General features: G+C 60.5%; 23 protein-coding genes, 1 tRNA gene and 1 pseudogene. 9 read left to right on the forward strand and 16 right to left on the reverse strand.

Annotation, left to right across the window (positions count from 1 at the left end; genetic code table 11):
• Positions 1–28: 28 nt before the first annotated feature.
• From Q0J85_RS09900 to folK, 10 genes and pseudogenes are all read right to left on the reverse strand, one after another.
• A complete protein-coding gene (locus tag Q0J85_RS09900; protein WP_294480963.1) occupies positions 29–3061 on the reverse strand; it encodes a hypothetical protein in 3033 nt (1010 codons plus the stop codon).
• Complete coding sequence (locus Q0J85_RS09905; RefSeq protein WP_294480964.1) at positions 3061–3561, reverse strand: hypothetical protein; 501 nt, start codon at positions 3559–3561, stop codon at positions 3061–3063. The genes Q0J85_RS09900 and Q0J85_RS09905 overlap by 1 nt, the downstream gene beginning before the upstream one ends.
• Before the next feature lie 63 nt (positions 3562–3624).
• Positions 3625–3786 (reverse strand): annotated as a pseudogene (locus tag Q0J85_RS09910) (type II secretion system protein); the annotation flags it as partial.
• Positions 3787–3897: 111 nt separating this feature from the next.
• Positions 3898–4923 (reverse strand): LacI family DNA-binding transcriptional regulator, encoded by a 1026-nt coding sequence (locus Q0J85_RS09915; protein ID WP_294480966.1) that lies wholly within the window; start codon positions 4921–4923, stop codon positions 3898–3900.
• A gap of 224 nt (positions 4924–5147) precedes the next feature.
• The gene (locus Q0J85_RS09920; protein WP_294480967.1) at positions 5148–5696 is read right to left on the reverse strand and encodes a flavoprotein; all 549 of its coding nucleotides are present in this window, start codon (positions 5694–5696) and stop codon (positions 5148–5150) included.
• A complete protein-coding gene (gmk, locus tag Q0J85_RS09925) occupies positions 5689–6312 on the reverse strand; it encodes a guanylate kinase (protein ID WP_294480968.1) in 624 nt (207 codons plus the stop codon). Before gmk ends, Q0J85_RS09920 begins: the two co-directional genes overlap by 8 nt.
• Positions 6309–6662, reverse strand: a complete 354-nt coding sequence (locus Q0J85_RS09930; RefSeq protein ID WP_294480969.1) for a YkgJ family cysteine cluster protein — start codon at positions 6660–6662, stop codon at positions 6309–6311. The genes gmk and Q0J85_RS09930 overlap by 4 nt, the downstream gene beginning before the upstream one ends.
• A 67-nt stretch (positions 6663–6729) precedes the next feature.
• Positions 6730–7290: a hypothetical protein gene (locus Q0J85_RS09935; RefSeq protein ID WP_294480970.1), complete on the reverse strand. Its 561-nt coding sequence runs from the start codon at positions 7288–7290 to the stop codon at positions 6730–6732.
• A gap of 40 nt (positions 7291–7330) precedes the next feature.
• Complete coding sequence (locus Q0J85_RS09940; RefSeq protein ID WP_294480971.1) at positions 7331–7711, reverse strand: hypothetical protein; 381 nt, start codon at positions 7709–7711, stop codon at positions 7331–7333.
• Between the two features lie 85 nt (positions 7712–7796).
• Entirely contained in the window at positions 7797–8276 is a 480-nt protein-coding gene (gene folK / locus Q0J85_RS09945; protein WP_294480972.1) for a 2-amino-4-hydroxy-6-hydroxymethyldihydropteridine diphosphokinase, read from the reverse strand.
• Between the two features lie 77 nt (positions 8277–8353).
• Between folK and fmt the strand changes: the two genes are divergently transcribed.
• From fmt to Q0J85_RS09975, 6 genes are all read left to right on the forward strand, one after another.
• Positions 8354–9310, forward strand: coding sequence for a methionyl-tRNA formyltransferase (gene fmt / locus Q0J85_RS09950; protein ID WP_294480973.1), 957 nt, complete (start codon positions 8354–8356; stop codon positions 9308–9310).
• Between the two features lie 45 nt (positions 9311–9355).
• A complete protein-coding gene (locus Q0J85_RS09955; RefSeq protein ID WP_294480975.1) occupies positions 9356–11005 on the forward strand; it encodes an Rne/Rng family ribonuclease in 1650 nt (549 codons plus the stop codon).
• A gap of 13 nt (positions 11006–11018) precedes the next feature.
• Complete coding sequence (locus tag Q0J85_RS09960) at positions 11019–12452, forward strand: sigma-54 dependent transcriptional regulator (protein ID WP_294480976.1); 1434 nt, start codon at positions 11019–11021, stop codon at positions 12450–12452.
• A 95-nt stretch (positions 12453–12547) separates the two neighbouring features.
• Positions 12548–13303, forward strand: coding sequence for a YebC/PmpR family DNA-binding transcriptional regulator (locus Q0J85_RS09965; protein ID WP_294480977.1), 756 nt, complete (start codon positions 12548–12550; stop codon positions 13301–13303).
• Between the two features lie 98 nt (positions 13304–13401).
• Positions 13402–13920, forward strand: coding sequence for a crossover junction endodeoxyribonuclease RuvC (gene ruvC, locus Q0J85_RS09970; RefSeq protein ID WP_294480979.1), 519 nt, complete (start codon positions 13402–13404; stop codon positions 13918–13920).
• A gap of 3 nt (positions 13921–13923) precedes the next feature.
• Positions 13924–14550, forward strand: coding sequence for a TatD family hydrolase (locus tag Q0J85_RS09975; RefSeq protein WP_294480981.1), 627 nt, complete (start codon positions 13924–13926; stop codon positions 14548–14550).
• Positions 14551–14581: 31 nt separating this feature from the next.
• Here the strand turns inward: Q0J85_RS09975 and Q0J85_RS09980 are convergent, their stop codons facing one another.
• From Q0J85_RS09980 to Q0J85_RS09990, 3 genes are all read right to left on the reverse strand, one after another.
• Positions 14582–16609 carry a glutaminase family protein gene (locus Q0J85_RS09980; protein ID WP_294480982.1) on the reverse strand — a complete coding sequence of 676 codons (2028 nt, stop codon included), beginning with the start codon at positions 16607–16609 and terminating at the stop codon, positions 14582–14584.
• A 99-nt stretch (positions 16610–16708) separates the two neighbouring features.
• Complete coding sequence (gene rnhA, locus Q0J85_RS09985) at positions 16709–17179, reverse strand: ribonuclease HI (RefSeq protein WP_294480983.1); 471 nt, start codon at positions 17177–17179, stop codon at positions 16709–16711.
• Positions 17176–17784 carry a 3'-5' exonuclease gene (locus Q0J85_RS09990; RefSeq protein ID WP_294480985.1) on the reverse strand — a complete coding sequence of 203 codons (609 nt, stop codon included), beginning with the start codon at positions 17782–17784 and terminating at the stop codon, positions 17176–17178. Before Q0J85_RS09990 ends, rnhA begins: the two co-directional genes overlap by 4 nt.
• A gap of 181 nt (positions 17785–17965) precedes the next feature.
• On the opposite strand from Q0J85_RS09990, the gene Q0J85_RS09995 reads away from it, so the two are divergent.
• The 3 genes from Q0J85_RS09995 to Q0J85_RS10005 all read left to right on the forward strand — a co-directional run bounded on the left by Q0J85_RS09995 (position 17966) and on the right by Q0J85_RS10005 (position 19467).
• Positions 17966–18601 carry an SGNH/GDSL hydrolase family protein gene (locus Q0J85_RS09995; protein ID WP_294480987.1) on the forward strand — a complete coding sequence of 212 codons (636 nt, stop codon included), beginning with the start codon at positions 17966–17968 and terminating at the stop codon, positions 18599–18601.
• 15 nt (positions 18602–18616) lie between these two features.
• Entirely contained in the window at positions 18617–19288 is a 672-nt protein-coding gene (locus Q0J85_RS10000) for an SGNH/GDSL hydrolase family protein (RefSeq protein ID WP_294480988.1), read from the forward strand.
• Positions 19289–19391: 103 nt separating this feature from the next.
• A tRNA-Phe gene (locus tag Q0J85_RS10005) sits at positions 19392–19467 on the forward strand.
• Positions 19468–19719: 252 nt separating this feature from the next.
• On the opposite strand, the gene Q0J85_RS10010 is transcribed toward Q0J85_RS10005, so the two are convergent.
• From Q0J85_RS10010 to Q0J85_RS10020, 3 genes are all read right to left on the reverse strand, one after another.
• Positions 19720–19890 carry a hypothetical protein gene (locus Q0J85_RS10010; RefSeq protein WP_294480990.1) on the reverse strand — a complete coding sequence of 57 codons (171 nt, stop codon included), beginning with the start codon at positions 19888–19890 and terminating at the stop codon, positions 19720–19722.
• A 197-nt stretch (positions 19891–20087) separates the two neighbouring features.
• Positions 20088–20819, reverse strand: coding sequence for a DUF932 domain-containing protein (locus Q0J85_RS10015; protein ID WP_294480991.1), 732 nt, complete (start codon positions 20817–20819; stop codon positions 20088–20090).
• Positions 20820–20821: 2 nt separating this feature from the next.
• On the reverse strand, positions 20822–21348 hold a 527-nt coding region (locus Q0J85_RS10020; RefSeq protein ID WP_294480992.1), incomplete at its 5' end, for a PD-(D/E)XK nuclease family protein.

Here is a 21348-nt window from a genome sequence, read left to right on the forward strand (position 1 = left end):
TCACACTGTGAACAGGCGGTTCGTTCCGTTATTTCGCGTCGCGGACAAGTTCATATCCCCAGATGGTGTTGCCGCCGGCGAAATTATCCGCATGGAATGAGAGTTTTCCATCCCGGCTCTGGAACGGAACTTCCATGAGCCGTTTTCCGGAGAGGCCGAGCGCATGGAGTTTCCACCCCGCCGCCGGCAGTGCAAGCGAGATCTCCGCCGTGCCGTGCCGCAGCAGTCCGGGGGAGTTCGCCGGGCGCTCAAGATAGAGCTTGCGGTCGGCCGAAGCAAAGCGCGCTCCCTCCGAAAGTACGTCGGTCAGCTGCAGCACGAGCAGCCGGCCCGACTCCGCCAGCGGCGCGCCGTCGAGCGAAATCGCCGCGTAGACGCCGAATCCCTTGCCGGAGGTGACCTCCAGAACCTTTCCCGCTCCCGTCGCCCCCTCCGGGAGCACGAACGCCTCCGAACGCGGCGTCACGGCCGAAAAGGTGTTCCGACGGAAATCCGCCTTGAGTTCTCCCGACGCCGAGGTGACCGAATCGGCTTTCCCGTCGGGAAATTCCGGATAGCGCAGCGTCTCTTCCGGCTGCGAACCGATTCCGGCGATGAGCGCGAGCTCATTGAGCTGTCGCGGATAACCGGCGATGTATTCCGCCGTCACCGCCGGGACGCCGATCGGATATTTCACCTCCGCCGGAGTCACGTCGCCGCGGGTGAACAGCGCCATGCCGATCCGCTCGGAGAGCAGCCGGACCGGGTCGTTCACCACGTCGAAGATATCGATCGTCGTGCTCCGGAACATGCTGTCGGCACTGTTCGAGTAGTCGAAGCGGAAGAGTCCGCTCCAGTTCTGCAGCGCCGCATACGAGCCGGTCAGCACCGCGCCCTCCGCCCGGCAGGCGTTCGGGTAGCAGTAGTCGAACTCCGTGACGGTATAGGGTTTCCCGAGCACCCGCGCCGGGGCGAGCGCCGCCGGCACCGAGAGACGTCCCGTGAGCGCACTCAAGTTCGAGAGCCGCACCGGGAACTGCCATTCGACCTCCGGAAAAACCGGGTGATCCCAATACTGATGATTGTCGACATAATCGTATTTCGAGCGCATCCCGACCAGGCTCGGAGACATGATGTAGTTCTGGTCGGTCAGCGGCGCAGTGACGCCGAGTTCGCCGAAAAAGCGCTTCATCCCCTCGAAATAGTTCGCATAAACCTCCCGCAGGAAGCGGTGGAAGAGCGCTTTCCGGTTCGCATCCGTCACAATTTCGCTGTTCCGGGCTGCCCACTGCGCGAAAGCGTTGTCGTACTCTCTGCGCATTTCGGGGGTCGCGTTCAGAATGTTGTGGAAGATCGAGTTCTCGTTGATGATGCTGATCCCGAGGCAGGCGGGATCGGCACCGAGCGTCGTACCCGTGTAGGGATTCGGCGTCGCGAGCAGCATCCGGCAGAACTCCCGCAGGTCGTTGTTGGCCTCCGGCAGCAGCATCGCCGCGAGTTTGTAGTCGTTCATCGAATACGGCTGAACAACGCGTCCGATGTAACAGTCGAGCGTGAGGTACACTCCGCGCTTTTTCAGCGCTGACCAGAGGTAGAAGAAGCCGTCGAGATTCTCTTTCGTCATCGTCTCGTCGAAATGGTGGAACCGCACCGCGTTGTAGCCGATCCGGCTCAGCCGTTCCGCGAGGATTTCCGCCTCCTCGTGCGTGACGAAGTTCGCGCCCATGCAGATGTTGACGCCGTAGAATCGGATCGGCACTCCGGGGCGTTTTTCCAGCTCGAAGTGGTCTCCGACCGTCACGACCCGGCCATGTTTGCCGGCAGGGGCGTCGAGCAGGAACGAGAAGTCGAGCGCTGCCCCCGGCTCAATTTCCCGTTCGCTCTCAAACATGCGCCAGTCGCCGCCGCGGGCGGCGCGCCACTCGAGCGGAGCCTCCACCGCGGCCCGCTCCGTCGCCCCGGAGACCCCCGCGACCATCCAGACAGAATTTCCGTTGGATTTGAACCGGATCGAGCGGATCGGCCGGTCGGGAACCGGAAACGCCGAGAGAAAGAGTCCAACCGGATTGCCCTCGCGCGAAAATCCGCGCCACGCCACGGAACCATTTGCGCAGGAAGAGGGATTCCACCAGTCGCCGACGTCGCGCCCGCCCGAAACCGGGATCACATGGCTGCTGCCGTTCAGGAATTCGAGCGTGATCGATCCGATCTCGCCGTTGCGCGCCCATGCGAGAGCGTGCAGCAGAAAAAGCGTGCGAAACCGTTTCCCGGCCCCGGGAACGACCGCTTCGCGCGGGAAATATTCGCGCCCGCCGCCGCCGAGTGCGATGCAGGCTTTCCCGCCGTTCTTCGCGGGGTCGAGGATCTCGAACCGCGCGGGAGCGGCGTTCAGGGTTCCGGGCTTCAGGCTGCTCAAATCGTTATCGGGGCCCTGGTCGGTCCAGCCGCCTTTGCGGTCGTCGGCCTTTTCATCGGCGAACCCCATGTTCGCGGCACGGCGCAGATTGAGCGGGGTCGACGGGTACGGAACATAACGCATCCGGAACTTCAGATTCGCCCTGGCGATCTCACCCTCCGTGGGCGAGAAAAGCAGCCGCAGCGCATAATCCTCAAGCTGGAACATCCGGAAGTCGAGCAAATGCACGGAAATCGGCGACGGGAAGCTGAATTTCAGAATTCCCGCAGAGAGCGGCACATCGAGCGTTTTGACCTTGTCGTAACCAGCCAGCAGCGGAGAGTCCGCCGTTTTCTCCGGATAGAGGAATTCGGTTTCATCGTTGATGATGACCGGCTTTCCGAAGAACCGGTAGGCCGGAATCGTCATCTGCAGCGAGAGCGACGCCGTCGGCGCGGCCGGATCGGAGTGAAACCGGTATTCAAACGACTCGCCGCTGCGGATCAGTTGAAGCCGGTCGCCCTCCTCTTCGCCCGGGTAGACCGACGCTTTCCAGCCGGCCGTGTAACGGATCACCTTGAAGAGCGCGTGTTCCACCCGGAACGCATCGCCCGGCAGGAATTCGATTTCACCGCCGCCGCAGAGGAAGCCGCCGGCGGCGATACAGAACAAAAGCAGTTTCTTCATCAGATGTCATCCGCAGTGAGTTCGCCGGGGAGTCCCCAGAAAGCCGGGCTTTCCCAACGGTTGCCGGGCAGGCCGTTGCGCTTGCGGTTCCCCGCGTGACCGTCGGCATAGACGACGTTGAACGAGACGCCGCTGTGGCGGAACGGACGGCACTCGAGTTTCGTGCCCTTCCACAGACCCAGGAGTTCCCAGGTGTCGGGCGCGGTCATCGGAGCCCAGGCCGTGAGATGGTCGATGTCGAACACCATCGCCCGTTCGGAGAGCTTCGTCAACTTGTCGGGACGGCGGGAGACTTTCACCACCATCGAATCATCCCACATGCCGTTGTCGCTGGCGAACAGGCGGTTGATCCCGTAATGGCGCGACAGCCGCCCCGCATCGTAGTCCGTACCCGGATCGTACTCAGAGGAGGGACACGCGAAAATTCCATACGGACGTTTCCTGTCGGCGTCATAATGTCCCCAGTCCCGGAGCTCCGAGCCGCTGCGATGGTACAGCATCAGCAGATCCTGTCACTTGACGCCGGTCCAGCCGTTCTTCCAGTAGCACATGACGAACCCCTTGCTGTCGTCGATATACATCTGCATGTAGCTGCCGATCTGTTTGACGTTGTTGAGGCAGCTCGTGTCCCGTGCCCGTGCCCGCGCCTGATTCAGAGCGGGCAGCAGCATCGAGGCGAGAATCGCGATGATCGCAATCACCACGAGGAGCTCGATCAATGTGAAACAACTTGGCTTTCTTCCCTGTGACCGGGGCGGCTGCTTTCATTTTCGTTTCCATGGAATGTTCTCCTTGCTTGGGGTTGTTCTGGATGAATTCGTCCGAATCGTCAAAGGTTATTTCCTCGCCACGGGGGCGGTGGATTCGCGTAACACGAGCCTGCCGGGAAGCATTCGGATTTTTTTCCGTCCGGCTTCCGGCTCTTCGAGACGTCTGAGCAGAAGTTCGCCGGCCTCGACTCCCATCTCGCGCGAGGGAATCTCCACGCAGGTGGCGGGGGGAAACGCATAGCGGGCCAGCGGCGGATTGTTGAACGTAACGAGACTCACATCCTCCGGCACCCGCATCTTCCGGGCGTGAAGATGGTGACACACCTCCATATACAGCTCGAACGAGTAGGTGACGAAAGCGGTGAAGCCGCGGGCGATCCCCTCCTCGACCGCCTCTTCCGTCGTCGCGGTGCAGTCTTTCGCACTCTCGAGCACCGGCAGCCCGTTCGTGAGGCAGAAATCGAAATAAGCCGCAGTGCGCCGGATCACGCTGTAATGCTGCTCCGAAAAACCGATCGGAATCAGCTCCGGATCCCGATAAGGATTCACATAACCGATTTTGCGGTGCCCGAGCTCGTAAAGGTGTCTGAGCGCGCACTCCATGTTCCCGGTGTCGTCCGCCTGGACCGCGCTGCCGCGGGGACCGGCGACGCCGTTCAGGACCACATAGGGCAGCTCGCTCTCGTCAAGCTCGCGGATGAGTTCGCTCTTGCGGACGTCCAGCGCAACCGCTCCGGCGACTTTCCACTGCGGCAGTCCGTAAGTCGCGCGCTGTTCAAGGGGTCGGACGAGATAGTGGACGCTGTATCCTTTCTCGAACAGGCGATTGTTCAGGGCGTCGACGCCGCTGCTGATGTCGGTTTCCAGAGTCGTTTCAAGATAGTCCGGCAGAAAAATCGCGATCTGCAGATTCTCCTTTTTGCGCATCGCCTGATACATCGGATTCGGCCGGTAATTGCGCTCCGCAACCCGATCCAGAATCCGCTTGCGCAGTTCCGGCTTCACAGTGAAGTTTTTATGGCAGCCGTTCAGCACGCGGCTGACGGTCGACGTCGATACGCCCAACTCGGCTGCAATCTCTTTCAAAGTCATGATCGAAAGTCCTGTTCGTTACGCATTCTAGCAAACTGTTTTCTTTCTTTAATTATGGCTCATTTCTCATTAAATGTCAAGAGGTAACCGGATGAAAAAGCAAAAAAAAAATTTAAAAAATTCCATTTTACGCAAACTGTTTGCTAAAATTGCGTAAAATGCAGGAAACCCAATCTTCCGCTAGTGAACGGGGAGAAAAACGTTGCGGAAAGAGATTCCGGAATTCACTCTGCCGAGCCGAGGGCAAGCCGGATCGTCTCGAAGATCGTGCCGGGTTCGGCCATACGCCCGACCCCGTCTTCGCCACAGGCGACGCGACCGGATTCGGGTCCGACAAAACGGACTCCGCGCGAACGGAGCACTTCGACGTTCGCCCGGCAGGCCGGGTGCGCCCACATCTTCGGATTCATCGCGGGAGCCAGCAGCACCGGACCGCCGAACGTCGCGGCGAACGTGGAGAGCGCATCGTCCGCGATGCCGTTCGCATACTTCGCGAGAAAATTCGCGGTGGCGGGCGCCACGACGAAAAACGCCGCCTCGTCCGCCAGCGCAACGTGCTCCGGACGCCACTCCGGCACCTCCCAGAGCGAAGTCACCACCGGCCGCTGCGAAAGCGTGCGGAACGTCAGAGGCGTGATGAAACGGGTCGCGTTGTCGGTCATCAGCACCTGTACTTCAAATCCGTTCCGGCGGAGCATGCTGCACAGTTCCGCCGCCTTGTAGGCGGCGATCCCGCCGGTCACGCCGAGGGTGACAAGATTCGGCTTACGCATCGAACAAATCCTCCGGAAGCGCGGCCGTGCGCAGCGCAAAACTGCGAAAAAGTCCCGTCATTTCGGCCGCAGCGGTCTCCAGGTCGCCGTTGATGACCAGATAGTCGTAGTTCCTCCAGAAAGAGAGTTCGCGGCGCGCATTCTCGAGTCGGAGCGTAATCTGCTCTTCGGAGTCGGTCGCGCGCCCGCGCAACCGTTTTTCAAGCGTTTCCACCGAGGGCGGCCCGATGAAGACGAAAACCGTGCTGCGCTTGAGCTCAGGGTCGGTTTCCGCCGCGCGGCGGATCTGCATTGCCCCCTGCACGTCGATGTCGAGAATAACGGAACTGCCGCCGCGAATCCGGCCGAGCACCTCGCTTTTGAGCGTGCCGTAACGGTTCGCAAACACCTGCGCATGCTCGACAAACTCCCCGCGCTCGACACGACGGCCGAACTCTTCGTGCGAAAGGAAGTAGTAGTGTACACCATTCCGTTCGCCCGTTCTCGGTGCGCGCGTTGTGCAGGAGATGGAAAATTGAAGTTCCGGCATCGCCTCGCGGACTCTGCCCACCAGCGTCGACTTGCCGACGCCGGAGGGGCCGGAAAGCACGATGATCGTTCCTGTTCTGTCACTCATTGCCGATCTCCTGTGTTCCTCTTTACTCGTTTTGCGCCGGCGCACTCCAGTTCCCAGCCGGGAAAATTCCATTTTTGCGGAAACGTTCCGCACTGAAAGGGCTTGACCGGATGAATCCGGCACCGGCTTCCGCCCTCCTCATCCTCTTCGAGGAAAATGCAGCTGCCGTCCGGCTTCTCAACCAGGGTGAGCCCCTGCCGGTCCGGCATCAGGGCCGTGTAACGTTCGATGAACTCCGACTCATCCATCTCCAGGAATGCGGCGATGGCGTCGATTTCAGAGCCGCTGACTTTCACGCAGCCGGGCCAGCGACAGCAGTTTCCGCAGCGAACGCATTCAAAATCTCTCATATTCCGCTGAAAAAAGGCGGGGACGCAATCGCCGCCCCGCCCCCTTTGTTCTCCGGTTCTCCGGAAATCACCAGGTGAAATCGTCGAAAATCAGATCGTCCCCTTTCAGGTCGTAGAAGAAGATCCCCGTGATGAAGTCGGCGATGTCGACCGGATGAATGTAGAGGTCGCCGATGACGATCCCCCCGAGAGAGCCGCCGATCGCCCAGTAGTCGCGGCTGCCGTTGCGGTAGACGGGATTGAACGGTTCGGGAAATCCGGTGCGGTTCTCGGTGTATTTGTTCACGAGCGCCGTACTGCTGGTGACGCCGAGATTCTCCTCGCCGATGGAGACGAACTCCCAGTACCAGCCGTCTTCGATGCCGAGCCCGTACTGGCGGTTGTACGCTTTGTAGATCTTCCCGCAGGTGCCGACGCGGCCGCCGCCCCAGATGGCGGAAGTGGCCTGAAGCCGCGCTTCAAGCACAGGCCCGATGCCGACATTCACCGTGAACGTATCGAGAGCGTCCATCACGAGGTTCGCCGGATAAAGCACGATTTTCTCAAGAATGCGGTTGGTATCCGCTTTCGCCGCTCCGCCGGCGAACAGCAGGCCGGCGATGCCGACGATCATCAGAAATTTCTTCATCTTGTTGCTCCTGAAAAGTTTGACTCAGCGTCACAAATCTTTATTTCATCAATTCGGGGAAGCGCGGTCCGCTCTGCCGCTGCGGCGCGGTGAACGGCGGCGGCTCGGGCGGCTGCGGGGAGGCCGCGGCCGGACCGGGCAGCGGCTCCTCGATGATCTCGAAGTCACCGGTCATCTCCGCTTTCTTCAGGTCGAGCCCCTCGACCGTGAGACGGGTGATCCGCCTCTGTTCGATCAGAATCTCGGCCAGCGTGGTCTGCATCTTCTTGATCTGTCCGGCCAGGCCGATGAGATCCTCGTCGAAATCGCGGCGCTCCTGTTCAAACTTCGCCAGAAAGCGGGTGAGCTGCACCAGCACGAGAATCAAGGCCGCCAGAAACAGCACGGCGATGATGACTGCAAAAAGCATTTCGGGTTGCATAAATGATCCGTCTCCGCCTATCGATGAAAATTACGTTGTACTTCCTGATCCTGTTAAGAATAATATATTGCAATTCTCCCGGCTGTCAATGCTCCGGCGGCAAATTTCTCAAACATTCCTCGATTTTCCGCCCCGTGTCGGGGAAGCGGGCCTCCGGAATCAGTTCCGCGAGCGGTTCGAGCACGAACCGCCGCTGTTGCGCGCGGGGGTGCGGCAGCGTGAGTTCCGGGGTGTTTCGGACCTCATCGCCGAAGAGAATCAAATCGAGGTCGAGCGTCCGCGACTCCCGGCTCGAGTGGTCTGCGGGTCGCCCCGCCTCTTGTTCGAGTTTCCGGCACAGACGCAGCAGTTCGAGCGCGTTTCCCGGCCAGATGCCGGTCAGCGCCGCGTCGGAAAAATCGGGTGTGCCCGGCACGCAGTCGACCGGCGCGCTGCGGTAAATGCGGCTCATTTTGAGTTCCCCGCATCCGGCGGCGGCGAGTTTTTTCACCGCTTCACGAAAGATTTCGGCGGAATTCCCGAGATTTCCGCCGAGCATGATTGCAAATTTTGTAGATTTTACCATTTTGCCAGTAGCCTTTTCCGAATATTGCATTTATATTTATAATCGCATGGGATTTGTTTTTTTGCAATAGAGAATTTATGACAAACAGGCCGAAAATTTATTTTCTGGGATCCGGCGTCATCGCCTGCCCGGTATTGAAAGCGATCGCCTCCTCGCCGGAACTCGAACTGGTCGGCGTCGGCACACAGCTCGACCGGCCGGCCGGGCGCAGCCGGCGGCCGACTCCGACGCCGGTCGCCTCCGCCGCGGCCGAGATCGGGATCGAGGCGGAACGCATCGCCTCGGTCAATGCACCGGAGTATCTGGATGGCCTGAGACGGAAACAACCTGATATCGTCCTGGTCATCTCATTCGGCCAGCTGCTGCGTGCGGAACTTCTGTCGCTGCCGGCGGCGGGATGTGTCAACATCCATGCGTCACTGTTGCCGCGGTATCGCGGCGCGTCACCGATCACGCAGTGCATCCTGAACCGGGACTCCGAGACGGGAGTCTGCTTCATGGCCATGGAACGCGGCCTCGACACGGGAGCGGTCTACCAGACGATCACGCTGCCGCTCGACCACACCGAGTATGCAGGCGAACTGGAGTTCAAGCTCGGCCGCATCGCAGCGGAAGCCGCTCCCGGAATTCTCTGCAGCATCTGCCGCGGCGAACTGCGCCCCGAGCCGCAGGATCCCGTCAGCGCGACGGTCTGTACGAAAATCCGCAAATCGGACGGACGGATCCGCTGGACCGGATTCTGCCAGGAGATCGAGGCGATGGTGCGTGCATACTGCCCCTGGCCCGGCGCATTCAGCATGGTCCGAACCGCAAAGGGGGAGGAGTCAATCACACTGCTGCGGGTCGCGATGCGTCGCGATCTCGCCGGCCGCCCCGGTGAAGTGCTTCAGGCGGACAAATATGGTCTCGTCGTCGCCTGCGGACACGGCGCAATCGAGATTTTCGAGCTGGCGCCCCCGGGGCGGCGCAGCATGTCCGCAACCGCCTGGCTCAACGGGCTGCGCGGAGAGATTCCCGAATTCCTGCCGCGGTAACACGCCGCGGATGAAGAACAATTTTTTTACGATGGAACAAAAAACATGGAAAAAAGCGGCAAGCAGATGATTCTGAACTGCGAGAAGCTGGAACGTCGTTTCGCGATGCTGAACGACGGCCGTCTCGAGGAGTATCAGATCGAACGTGAAGATTCCGGCCCGAAGGTCGGAAACATTTATCTCGGCAGAATCATCAACCTCGAACCCTCGCTTCAGGCGGCGTTCATCGACATCGGCGCGGAAAAGAACGCGTTTCTGCACTACCACGAAATGCTCCCCGGCGGTGACGAGCTGCTCGAGAAACGGATCAGCGAAGAGGAGGCCGAGGAGGCCGAAGAGGCTGCGGCCCGCAACACCGGCGTCGACGCCCCCATCGCCGCAAAACGCCGCAAACGCCAGGAGGCCCATCCCGGCAGCCGGGCTCTCTCCGAGGCGCTCCGCCGCAAGAAAAAGCTGACCGTGGCGGACATTCCGGAATTCTTCAAGCCCGGCATGGAGCTGCTCGTGCAGGTCGTGAAGTCCCCGATCGGGACGAAAGGGGCGCGGGTCACGACGAACATGTCGATCCCCGGACGCTATCTCGTGCTCATGCCGTACAGCGAACACATCGGGCTCTCGACCCGCATCGAGGGGGCGCAGGAGCGCGACAGGCTGCGCAAAATCCTCTCCTCGCTCGAACTTCCCGAGGGGATGGGGCTCATCTGCCGCACGGCCGGAGAGGGAAGAAAAGCGGCGTTTTTCAAGCGCGACCTCGATCTGCTGCTCGACTACTGGCGCAAGATCGAACATGCGATGGAGACGCAGAAAGCTCCGGCGGAGGTTTTCACCGAGCCGAACCTCGTCGCGCGCACAATCCGCGACTTCATGACCGACGAAATCGGCGGAATCGTCGTCGACGACAAGACTGCATGCAAACAGATCGCCGACACGCTCCGCCGGATCGGCGGCGCGAAGATGGCCGGGAAAGTCACACTCTACAACTCCCCGAAACCGATCTTCGACCAGTACAAGATCAACGACCAGCTGCGCGAGGTCTACCAGCGCGAGGTGCGGCTGCCCGGAGGCGGATACATCTGCATCGACGAGACCGAGGCGCTGATTGCGATCGACGTGAATTCCGGACGCGGCCGCAAGGGAACCGACCAGCCGGAGTTCATTCTCAAGACGAATCTCGAGGCCGCCGCGGAGATCGCGCGACAGCTCCGGCTGCGCAACATCGGCGGACTGGTCGTGCTCGATTTCATCGATATGAAGAGCGCGAAAGACCGTGACGAAGTGCTGCGCACCATGAAGAAACTCGTCAAAGACGACCGCGCCAAGACGAAAGTCCTGCCGATCTCGAAACTCGGCTTGATGGAGATGACCCGGCAGCGCGAACACGAGAGCATTCTCGACCAGGTCTACAATCCCTGTCCCTACTGTTCCGGGACGGGACGGGTCAAATCGCCGCTTACGATGAGCGTTGAAATTCAGCGGCGGCTCAACTCCGTCCTGCGCGAAAAGCGTTACAAAGACGTTCCGGTGCGGGTCATCATGCACCCGGACGTGCTCGCGCGGCTTCGCAACGAGGACGCGAAGCTGCTGACCGACATCGAGGAGAAATACGACCATGTTTTGAGTTTCCGCGCCGATCCGCTGCTTCACTACGAGGAGTTCCGGCTGGTCGATCCCGACACCGGGGCGGATCTTCTGTAGGGCGAGGCGGCGGATGGAAGAGGAACGCCCGAAACTGCTGATCGTCGATGACGAACACAACACCCGTGAAGCGATGGCACGTTATCTCGGCCGCCGTTACCGGGTCACGACCGCCGCGGACGGCGGTGACGCGCTCGAAAAACTCGCCGGAGAGAAGTTCGACCTCGTGCTGACCGATCTGCGCATGCCGAAACACGACGGCATGGAAGTGCTTGAAGTTGCAAAGGCGCAGCCGGATCCCCCCTCCTGCGTGCTGCTGACCGCCTACGGGTCGATTGAAGACGCGGTCGCGGCAGTCAAACAGGGAGCGTTCGACTTCGTGACGAAACCGGTCAAGCTCGATAAACTCGAGTCGGTGATCCGGGCCGCACTCGAGGAGCGGCGCAAACACCCCGCCGAACCCGCCGAGGGCGAACTCGTCGAAGAGCGCGCGCCCGAGGCCGTGACGCACGTTCCGGCGCTGCTGGAGCTGCACGGTCCGACGGAACTCACGCCTGAATACATCCTGCCGGAACCCGCCGAGGGAAGCGGTCCGATGGCGGAGGTGATGCGGCTGGTCAACACGGTCGCACCGACCCGTTCGACCGTGCTGCTCACGGGGGAGAGCGGCACCGGCAAGGAGGTGATCGCACGGCTGCTGCACGAACGCAGCGGCAGGCGCGGAGAATTCGTCGCGGTGCACTGCGCGGCGCTGACTTCGACGCTGCTGGAGAGCGAACTTTTCGGTTATGAGAAAGGGGCGTTCACGGGGGCGCAGGAGCGGCACATCGGCCGTTTTGAAGCGGCGGACGGCGGAACGATCTTCCTCGACGAGATCGGCGAAATCGACGCCGCCACGCAGGTGAAGCTGCTGCGGGTTCTCGAGAGCCGTTCGTTCGAGCGGGTCGGCGGGACGGAAACGATCAAAGTCGATGTCCGGCTGATCTCGGCGACAAACCGGGATCTGCGCAAGATGGTCATGGAAAACCGTTTCCGGGAGGATCTCTTCTACCGGCTCAGCGTGGTGAACATCGCGCTGCCGCCGCTGCGGGAGCGACGTCAGGAGATTCCGCAGCTCGTCGCGCGGTTTGCGGCGGAGTTTGCGCGCGAGAACAACCGCCCGGTGACGGGGATCTCGCCGGAGGCGCTCCGGGCGCTCATCGACTATCCGTGGCCCGGGAACATCCGCGAACTGCGCAACTGCATCGAATCGATGGTCGTGCTTGCGCAGGGGCCGCTGCTCGAGGTGCGCGACCTGCCCGCGAGCGTGCGACATCCGGAACAGGCGGAAGAGCTTCTGCCGCATGGAGCGGCTGCTCCCGCTCCGGGCGACAAGCCGCTGAAACTCGAGGATAACGAGCGGATTCTGATCGACGAGGCGCTGCGCAAATGCAACGGCAACCGCACTGCCGCGGCGAAACTGCTCGGCATCAGCCGCCGTACGCTGCATCGCAAGCTCGCAAAGTAACGGTCTGACTTTGTGATTTCCGGCGCTTGAAATTTTCCGGCTCCGGGAGTAAATTAATAGAATTATGTTCAATACCCAACCGATTGGAGTCAAAAATGTCCGGGCACAGTAAATGGGCGAATATCAAGCACAAGAAGGAAGCCGCCGATAAGGTGAAAGGCAAGGCGTTCTCCCGCATTGCCAAGGAGATCATGGTTGCCGCGAAGATGGGGGGGTCCGACCCTGACGGGAATCCGCGGCTGCGTTCCGCACTGGTCGCCGCGAAAGCGGTCAACATGCCGAACGTGAATATCGAACGCGCGATCAAGAAGGGCGCGGGCGAACTCGGCGACGTGGTCTACGAGGAGATCGTCTACGAGGGGTACGCTGCCGGCGGCGTGGCGGTCATCGTCGAGTGCCTGACCGACAACCGGAATCGTTCGATCAGCGACGTCCGCATGGTGTTCGACCGCAACGGCGGGAATATGGCCGGGTCGGGCGCGGTCGCGCGCATGTTCAAGCGGCAGGCGCACTTCACGATCACGGGCGAATGGGCCGATGAAGAAAAACTCATGGATCTGGTTCTCGATGCGGGCGCGAACGATCTGACGGTCGAAGACGGCGTGGCCGAGGTGTGGGCCGATCCCGAAAACTTTGAAACGCTGGTGAAGCTCTTTGAAGAAAAGGGAATCCCGACCGAGGAGGCCGAGGTGATCCGCAAGCCGGAAATGGTGACCGAAGTGACCGACGTCTCCATCGCGCGGCAGGTGATGCGTCTCGTGGAACGCATGGAAGAACTTGACGACGTTCAGCAGGTGACGGCGAACTACGAAATTTCCGATGCAATCGCCGATCAGCTCGAAGAGGAGTGAGGGATTTTTCCCATAACGATTCACGGGGCGGCTCCGGGAGCGAATTCCGGCGGGCCGCCCTTTTTTCATGGCGAACAGGGAAGTCGGAGGAGAGAAACATGGTCATTCTCGGCATTGACCCGGCGATCCGCACGACCGGGTACGGCGTGATCCGGACGGAATCGGCGGCGCGATTCGAGATTCTCGATTGCGGAATCATCGCGAATTCTGCGCGGCTGCCGCACACGGAGTGCCTGCGCCGCCTCGCAGGGGGAATCCGGGAGCTGGTCGGGGCGTTCACGCCTGATTACGCCTCGATCGAAGATCCGTTTGTCGGGCGGAATGCGTCGACTGCGATCATCCTCGGGATGGCGCGCGGCGCGATTCTGACGGCGCTGGCGGAAGCATCGGTTCCGGTCTACGCCTACTCGCCGAGTTCGGCCAAACGTGCGGCGTTCGGCAGCGGCAAGGCGACCAAGGAACAGGTTGCGATGATGGTCTCCGCCGAAACCGGGATCGGAATCGAACGGATTCCCCTGGATGCGACTGACGCGATCGCACTGGCGATCTGTCACGCCCAGAAACTGCTGCACTCGGGGCTCTGCGCTGCCGGGGCCGGAATCGGGAAAGCGCTCTGAAGCATGGCGACCGATTTCCATGCCCATCGCCCGAAATCGGCGGCGCGTACGCTTGTCTCCTGCGTGGAGGAAGAACTGTCGCGCTACCCGCTCGCTTCGCTTGAACTGCACCCGTGGAAACTGCCGGAACGGTTCGAGCCGCTCTCTCCGGCGTTCCGGGAGGCGCTGAACGACGCCGCCGCACTCGGGGAGATCGGGCTCGACCGGTTGCGCGGCCCGACGCTCACGGTGCAGCAGAACTATCTCGAAGAGCTCCTCGGACTGGCGGCGGAGCGGCATAAGCCGGTGGTCATTCACTGCGTCCGGGCGACGGAGGAGCTGCTCGGAATGCTGAAGCATTTTCCGGAACTCCGGGTGCTGTTCCATGGATTCCGCGGGAAACCGGAGCGGCTCGCGCGGCTGCGGGAGCGGGGACTGCGTGTCTCGCTCGGGCGTGCGGCGCTGAACGACGCCGCGCTCGTTGAACATCTCCGCTCTTCCGGGCTCGACGGCATCGGTTTCGAGACGGATGAGGCGCCGGAGCCGATCGAGATCGTGCTCGAAAATGCGGCGGAGAAGTTGCGACTTCCTCCGGCGGAACTCGAGGCGCGCACGGACGAAACGTTCCGGGAGTTCTGTTTCCCGGCGTGAGTCGCGGGGTACGCGCCGCGTGATTCTCCTGTTACTTTTCGAGCAGCCCGAGATACTTCTTCCGGAGTTCCGGATCGTCGAGCAGCCGGATAAAGAGTCCGCCGACCACGGAACGGGCCTGGAATCCGACCATGCGGCCGTCAGTCGTCTCGAACCAGTCGGTCATCGGCACCCGGGAGGGGGTTTCGTTGAGCCAGGTGCGGAGCGGAGCGACGAGCGCGTCGAAGTCGTCGCGTTTTCCGGTCAGCGTGGCGCTCCAGACGATCCAGTCGAGTTTCGTGTAACTTCTGCGGCTGTCGAGCGGGAGGCCGTAACGGTTCTGCATGCGGCGGTAGTGAGCGAGTTCGGTCCCGGCGATCTCTTCGGGAAAGAGATTGAGCCCGAACAGTTTATCCCAGACGAGGTTGTACTTCTGACTCCAGGAGCAGGGCTGGTCGAACGCGAGGCGGTAGCAGCCCGATTCATCGAAAGCGTCCTGTTTCCACCGTTTTGCGGCTTCCGCGGCGGCGGAGCGGTATTTCGCGGCTTCGGCGTCATCGCCGAGTTTCTGTTCGACGAGCGCCCATCCGCCGAGCGCGAGAATCGCCTTGAGCGAGAGGTTCGTGTTGTGCGCGAGATGCCCGGCAAAATCGTCCGTACAGAGCTGATTTTCCGGATCGTACCCTTTGTCGAGCAGGTAGTCGGCCCAGAGTTTGAGTGTGCCCCGGTAGCGGCGGGCGAACTCGAGATCGTCATGGAACTCGACCAGCGCGGAGGCGAGCAGCAGCATGTTGCCGCACTCCTCGACCGGCATCTGATTCTCTTCGGAGCGTTCGCCGCCGCCGTAAACCTGGCCGTTCGCGAGCGGGTAGGTGCCCAGATCGTGCGGGGCGAACGGGAACTTCCAGCGGCGGCTCCCGGCGTAATCGAGGATCGGAATGAGCATCCCCTTGAGCAGTTCAGGCGCCGTCAGCAGAAAGAGCGGCGCGGATGGGTAGGTCACGTCGACCGTCGCGATGCAGCCGTTCGAGAAGTTCTCTTTGGAGAAGAAGAGCGGCGTACCATCGAAATCCGCCACGAGTTTGTGGGCGCCGATCGCCTGCCGGAACGCGAGCGCGCAGAGATCCGCATACGCTTCGCCGCCCGCAGCCTCCGCGTCGGTCAAAAGCATCCGGTCATATGCTTCGCACTCGGCGCGGAGCGAATCGAATTCGGTGGCGGCGCGCGTCAGAAGTTCATCGAATCCGTTGAGTGATTCGCGCCAGTAAGCCTGGAGTTTCCGATTCAGATATTCGATCGACCAGACGTCGTCGTAGGCGATCACCGCCCACGCCTCGGCATGGCCGTTCGCCGGAACTGAGAGCGGGAGCGTGAACGCCATCGCGATCCAGTTCTCCTTGACCGCCTGCGGCATATTGAGGTCGTCCGGAACGGAGGTTATTGTGCCGTTCTGAGCGAAAGGGCGGCGCAGGCTCGGGTTCTCCGCGATCGCGGTTTCCGCCTGGAATTTCCGCGGGATGCCGAAGAAGAGGCGTCCCCATTCGATGCGCAGATTGTCTCCGGAACGGCGCAGCGGCCGCTGGTCCGCCGCCGCAAGGCTCAGAAGCTCGAACTCCGGATGGCGGAATCTCCCCCAGACGATCTGGTCGCCGATCTGGTCGACGCACGGTTCGCCGCCGCAGTCGAAATAGACGCTGCAGTCATGCGCGGCGCCGTCGAGCGACTCGATCTCGAAGACCAGATAGGTCAGAGGCCGCGAAAGCACCTCGAGTTTGTGCGGCAGCGCGGGCGTCAGGAACGTGACGGTCAGCCGCACGCCGCCCGCTTCAAACGTATAGACCGTCCGGGTCGGCAGCACACGGCAGACGGTCTGTTTCATCGCGGGAGCGAACTGGGGACGGCCGCACCAGACGAAAGAGTCGCCGTCGATCCGGATCATGCCGGTCATGCCGATGAAGCTGCCGGTCCAGTGATGCGCCCAGTCGTCGTTGAGCGCGTCGCTGAACGACCAGATGCTGAAGTAAGGGTCGTGCACCACCAGCGGCACGGCCGGATAACGAAGTTGCGAATCCCGGGTCATGAAAAACCTCCATTCATTAAGTCGTTTTGCTTTTTTGTAATATATTGCCGTAAATCGGAAATAAAATAGAGAAAATAGTCGATTCGATGAGAGATATCGTCATTCTCCCGGTGAAAAACCGGAGTCCCGCGGCAGATCGGTTCTGCGTGCGGCCTCTCCGGCGAGTTCGTCGCAGCGGACGTTCCCGGCATGATCGGCGTGACCCTTGACCCAGACGGGGTTGACCCGGTGACGTTCGAGCTGGCGGAGGAGTCGTTTCCAGAGATCTGCGTTGAGGACCGGTTGTTTGTCGGCCTTGCGCCAGCCGCAGCGGTTCCAGCGTTCGAGCCACCGCCTGGAGACGGCATTCACGAGGTAGCTGGAATCGGAGTGGAGGGCGACTTCACAAGGTTCTTTCAGCGCCTCGAGAGCGGCGATGGCGGCGAAGAGTTCCATGCGGTTGTTCGTCGTCTCCGCGAATCCGCCGCAGAGTTCGCGGCGGTGGGGGCCGTATTCGAGGATTGCGGCCCAGCCGCCGGGGCCGGGGTTTCCGTGGCAGGCGCCATCGGTGTGAATGACGACTTTCTTCATCTGGCCCGCCGTTTCTTCGGAACGACCCGGCAGGGAGTGCACTCCAGCGGGGAGACCCGTCCGGGGGTGACGCCCGCGTATTCGAGCAGCGTCTGCCAATCGTCCGCGCCGGTGAATTCCAACATCTTGTGGACGAGAAACGCGGCAGCGGCGGCGTCTTCCCCGGCCTGATGGTGCTGAAACTCGAATCCGACGTGGCGGCAGAGCGTGTTAAGCCGGTGGTTCTCAAGTTCCGGCCAGAGTCGGCGGGCGAGTTTGCAGCTGCAGAAGTAGGGGAACTCCGGAAGCTCAAGTTCGTAAAGTTCCATGACCCGTCGAAACGCGCCGATGTCGAACGCGGCATTATGCGCGACGACGACACTGTCCCGGAAGTGATCCGCGAGCAGCGGCCATACCGCATCCCACTCCGGAGCGTTGCGCACCATTTCCGGCCGGATACCGTGAATCGAGACGTTGAACGGATGAAACCACCCGCAGCATTCGTGCGGCCGGATCAGAATCTCCCTGCGTCGGGTGATCCGTCCGCTTTCCAGCGAGGCGACTCCAACCGAACAGATGCTGCCCGGGTCGGCATTCGCCGTCTCAAAATCGAGCGCAAGAATCATATGTGTTGAAAGTTCCGGGTGAATAGGTTCAAAACTGCTGCGTAACATAGCAAAAAACTCCTTTTTTTGCAAGTGAGAGGGGCTTTTTTTTGATAAAAAATCCGTTTTTCCGGTTTGCAAACCGGATCTTCCCATTGTATAGTTAACTAGTTATCCAAATATGAGAACAGGAGCTGACGGGATGAAGATTTCGATCATGGCGGCATTGGCCGCGCTCGTATTGGCAGGATGTACAACGTCCCCGGAGATGCCGGCATTCCGGAAGATGCTGGTGGTGGGAGATGCGCTTACGGCATGCGCCCCGGATGCGTCGCTCGGGTGGCCGAATGACTGGGGGATGGCGGCGACGGCGCGGGAGAACGATTTCGCCCACCGGCTGCACGCGGCGCTGCGAAAGGCCTCTCCGGATCTGGAGCTGGCGACGGACAGCATCATGTATCAGGATGAGATGACCGGCTGGGTGCACCTGGTGCCGTGCAGCGCGGATCTGGTGGTGATTCAGCTCGGAGAGAACTACAAGGGGGGAATTTCTCTGGACGAGTACGGCGAGGCTTACGGGCAGATGATCGACGAACTGCGCGAGGGTTCTCCGAAGACGGTGGTCTGTCTCGGGCCGTGGGAAAACGTGCAGCTCGAAGAGGTGATCGCGAAAGCGGCAGCCGCGCACGGGGCGAAATTCGTCTCGCTGCGGGCGATTCACGCGGCCCCGGAGAACCGGGCTGCGTCGGAGGGTAAGTTCCCGAAGATCGACGGAATGCCCGGCGATCGCGGGATGGAGAAAATCGCCGAGGCCGTTCTGAAGTCGCTCGGCCAGTAACAGGAGGGAGGAATCATGTTCAAACGGAGTCTGCTGTTCGTCTGTGCCGCGCTGCTGGCGGCGGGAGTCGGAGCCGGAGCCGGAGAGATCCGGAAAGTGATGATCATCGGGAACAGCATCATGAAGCACGGAGTCGCGCCGCAGCTCGGCTGGAACAGCGACTGGGGGATGGCGGCGACGGCGCAGGAGAAAGATTACGCGCATCTGCTGCACCGGAAGATCTGCGACCTGGTGAAGCAGGAGAAAGCCCCGGAACTTCAGCTTGCATGGATCTCCAGTGAGAAAGAGATGAAAGGGTGGGATGCGCTCAAGGGGAATGATGCGGATGTGATCGTGATCCAGATTTCCGACAATTATCGCGGGAAGAAGAACAAGGAGGAGTTCCAGAACAACTATTCGCAGATGATCCGGGATTTGCGCGGGGATCGTGATCCGATCATCGTGTGTCTGACGAACTGGGGGGATGGTCCGTTGAACGAGATGATCCGTGCGGCGGCGGCGGAAAACGGGGTATTGTCGGTGAATCTCGCGCCGCTGGCGGCGGACCCGGCGAACAAGGCGGGGAGCGAGGGACACTTCAAGAACGGCGGAGTGAACTGGCATCCGGGAGACCGCGGCATGGCGAAGATTGCGGAGGCGACCTTTGCGGCAATCGAAAAACCGCTCCGGGAAAAGGCGGCGAAGTAAAAAAACAGAATAAAAATCGGGAAAAAAATGGATTTCCGGTTTGACTTTTCCTGAAAACGGTGTTTATTATGTGATGTCAAGCGAAACAGCGTGACATTTTGGTGGCAGGATAGCTCAGTCGGTAGAGCAGGGGACTGAAAATCCCCGTGTCCCCAGTTCGATTCTGGGTCCGGCCACCATTTTTTTTGCCCGGAAATCAAAGATTCACCTCGGATTTTCCCATTTCAGCAACTTGCCGTCCGATTTTCAATTAACGTACTTCAAGGCCCTTTCTGCCTCAAAGTGTAACCAAACTGTAACCAAAAATAATGGTTCTTTCGGAAAAGTCAAACGGCAAGTAAATCGCCTCCTCCAAAATCTACTTTTATAATCCGGCTGCATTTTGAGAATTAAAAAAGAGGCTCCGGTTTTAATCGGAACCTCTTGCCGGATCAAGCCTCGCGATAACAGGGCTTGAAACCGGCACTGATGGCGGAAACCAGCCAAAACAGACCGGCAAGCAGCATCAGGCCGATACCGACCTCGAACAGAGAGGGCAGCAGAGCGATCAACAGCCATGCGGCGACGATGGCAAGGGCGGCAGTCAGGATTTCTTTCAGCATAGTTCGGGTTTCCTTTCGTGTGGTTGAAGATAAAACCGACGGCAGAGGAACTGCCGCCGGGGTACTTGGGTAGGCACCGTTCCGAGTGTACCAAGTTCGGAGCGGGAGCGGGTCTGTTTTGGTCGGACCGCAGTGTTCTTTACTAACCAATTGGCATATAGCGGGAAAATCTGACACTCTTCTCAAGAAATATCCATTTATTTCCTCCAGAGAATGGCTTCCCGTCCGTCAAGCCCGAACAGGCGGGTCAATCCCCGGTAACAGAGATCGGCGCGGGCGGGACTGTACTTTTTAGCGGTTTCAGTGAAGGCGTTCAACAAACTCCACCGGGTCGGCTCGGCGAACTCCTCGTGTTTCGGCTCCTTGAACTCTTTCCAGACGTTCAGGATGTCGCAGCTCGGAATCGCCTGAATCTCGGCGGCCTTGACGATGGAAGCCCGTACCTCATCATCTCCGACTTCATCGATCTTCAGCCCTTCAGCCACGGTTTCGAGTGTCAGGAACTCTTCTTCGAGCGCGTCCACGGCATCGATCACCAGATCGCGCACCCGAATCTGCCGGGTATGGCGGCGTTTGATGACCATTGAACCGCCAAAGGCGTTGTTAGAACAGACCAGCACCGTAATCCCGGCGGTCAGACCGACCGACAAACTGCGGTCATGGCTGTTGCGGATGCCGATGCAGCGGCTCCATTCGGGCGAACTGCTGCGGTTGATCCGCATAACTCCGAAGAGCTTCTGTCCATCCCGCGCCAAGCCGTACTGTTCATCGAGAATCCGCCAGCCGCGCGCGTTCACCACATCACCGACCGCATCGATCACCTCCATGTGCGGCACCGGTTTCCAACTGACCGTCCCGATCGGAGTCGGCACCTGCGCAATCTCATCACGCCCGACAAAACGGGCATTACTCTCAATCATCAGTCCCATAGTTACCTCCATTTCTTTAAATGCCACTGCCTGCAACGATGCCAGTAAGGACATTCGCCGCAGGCAAACGATGTTTCATTCGGCAGAAACACGCCTTGATTGATCGCATACTGCGCCCGGCTCGCCAGCGCCTCGAATCTGCGGAAGTCGTGAAAGCCACGACTGGTGTAATGGCTCTCATAACTCGGCTTCTTCGTCTTGGTGACCACATCGAAACGGAAAAGCGGAGTGGTGCCGGTCAGTTTCTCATACGCATAACTGAACACGGTCGCCTGAAGATCGCGTTCGGCCTTTCCGGCGGGCCAGCGGCTCGCGGATGTTTTCCAATCCACGATGCAAATGTCCCGCCCATCCTGAACGACGCAGTCCCACTCTCCGATCAGAGAGCAGTCCAGTCCGGGAACTTCGACTTTGAATGCCCGTGCGACAGCCTTGACCGTGTAACAGTCCGACCAGTTCGCCGACACCGCATCCAGCATCCGGGAGGCCAGTTCCACCATCGAATCATAGTTCTCACCCTCCTTGTAGA

It is taken from the genome of uncultured Victivallis sp. (assembly GCA_944389935.1).
In the GTDB taxonomy this organism is placed as follows: domain Bacteria; phylum Verrucomicrobiota; class Lentisphaeria; order Victivallales; family Victivallaceae; genus Victivallis.

Bases quoted from the DNA above. Each gene is read 5' to 3' on its own strand.
- Q0J85_RS09900 (WP_294480963.1), bottom strand. From the start codon at position 3,061: ATGAAGAAACTGCTTTTGTTCTGTATCGCCGCCGGCGGCTTCCTCTGC.
- Q0J85_RS09905 (WP_294480964.1), bottom strand. From the start codon at position 3,561: ATGCTGTACCATCGCAGCGGCTCGGAGCTCCGGGACTGGGGACATTAT.
- Q0J85_RS09915 (WP_294480966.1), bottom strand. From the start codon at position 4,923: ATGACTTTGAAAGAGATTGCAGCCGAGTTGGGCGTATCGACGTCGACC.
- Q0J85_RS09920 (WP_294480967.1), bottom strand. From the start codon at position 5,696: ATGCGTAAGCCGAATCTTGTCACCCTCGGCGTGACCGGCGGGATCGCC.
- gmk (WP_294480968.1), bottom strand. From the start codon at position 6,312: ATGAGTGACAGAACAGGAACGATCATCGTGCTTTCCGGCCCCTCCGGC.
- Q0J85_RS09930 (WP_294480969.1), bottom strand. From the start codon at position 6,662: ATGAGAGATTTTGAATGCGTTCGCTGCGGAAACTGCTGTCGCTGGCCC.
- Q0J85_RS09935 (WP_294480970.1), bottom strand. From the start codon at position 7,290: ATGAAGAAATTTCTGATGATCGTCGGCATCGCCGGCCTGCTGTTCGCC.
- Q0J85_RS09940 (WP_294480971.1), bottom strand. From the start codon at position 7,711: ATGCAACCCGAAATGCTTTTTGCAGTCATCATCGCCGTGCTGTTTCTG.
- folK (WP_294480972.1), bottom strand. From the start codon at position 8,276: ATGGTAAAATCTACAAAATTTGCAATCATGCTCGGCGGAAATCTCGGG.
- fmt (WP_294480973.1), top strand. From the start codon at position 8,354: ATGACAAACAGGCCGAAAATTTATTTTCTGGGATCCGGCGTCATCGCC.
- Q0J85_RS09955 (WP_294480975.1), top strand. From the start codon at position 9,356: ATGGAAAAAAGCGGCAAGCAGATGATTCTGAACTGCGAGAAGCTGGAA.
- Q0J85_RS09960 (WP_294480976.1), top strand. From the start codon at position 11,019: ATGGAAGAGGAACGCCCGAAACTGCTGATCGTCGATGACGAACACAAC.
- Q0J85_RS09965 (WP_294480977.1), top strand. From the start codon at position 12,548: ATGTCCGGGCACAGTAAATGGGCGAATATCAAGCACAAGAAGGAAGCC.
- ruvC (WP_294480979.1), top strand. From the start codon at position 13,402: ATGGTCATTCTCGGCATTGACCCGGCGATCCGCACGACCGGGTACGGC.
- Q0J85_RS09975 (WP_294480981.1), top strand. From the start codon at position 13,924: ATGGCGACCGATTTCCATGCCCATCGCCCGAAATCGGCGGCGCGTACG.
- Q0J85_RS09980 (WP_294480982.1), bottom strand. From the start codon at position 16,609: ATGACCCGGGATTCGCAACTTCGTTATCCGGCCGTGCCGCTGGTGGTG.
- rnhA (WP_294480983.1), bottom strand. From the start codon at position 17,179: ATGAAGAAAGTCGTCATTCACACCGATGGCGCCTGCCACGGAAACCCC.
- Q0J85_RS09990 (WP_294480985.1), bottom strand. From the start codon at position 17,784: ATGATTCTTGCGCTCGATTTTGAGACGGCGAATGCCGACCCGGGCAGC.
- Q0J85_RS09995 (WP_294480987.1), top strand. From the start codon at position 17,966: ATGAAGATTTCGATCATGGCGGCATTGGCCGCGCTCGTATTGGCAGGA.
- Q0J85_RS10000 (WP_294480988.1), top strand. From the start codon at position 18,617: ATGTTCAAACGGAGTCTGCTGTTCGTCTGTGCCGCGCTGCTGGCGGCG.
- Q0J85_RS10010 (WP_294480990.1), bottom strand. From the start codon at position 19,890: ATGCTGAAAGAAATCCTGACTGCCGCCCTTGCCATCGTCGCCGCATGG.
- Q0J85_RS10015 (WP_294480991.1), bottom strand. From the start codon at position 20,819: ATGGGACTGATGATTGAGAGTAATGCCCGTTTTGTCGGGCGTGATGAG.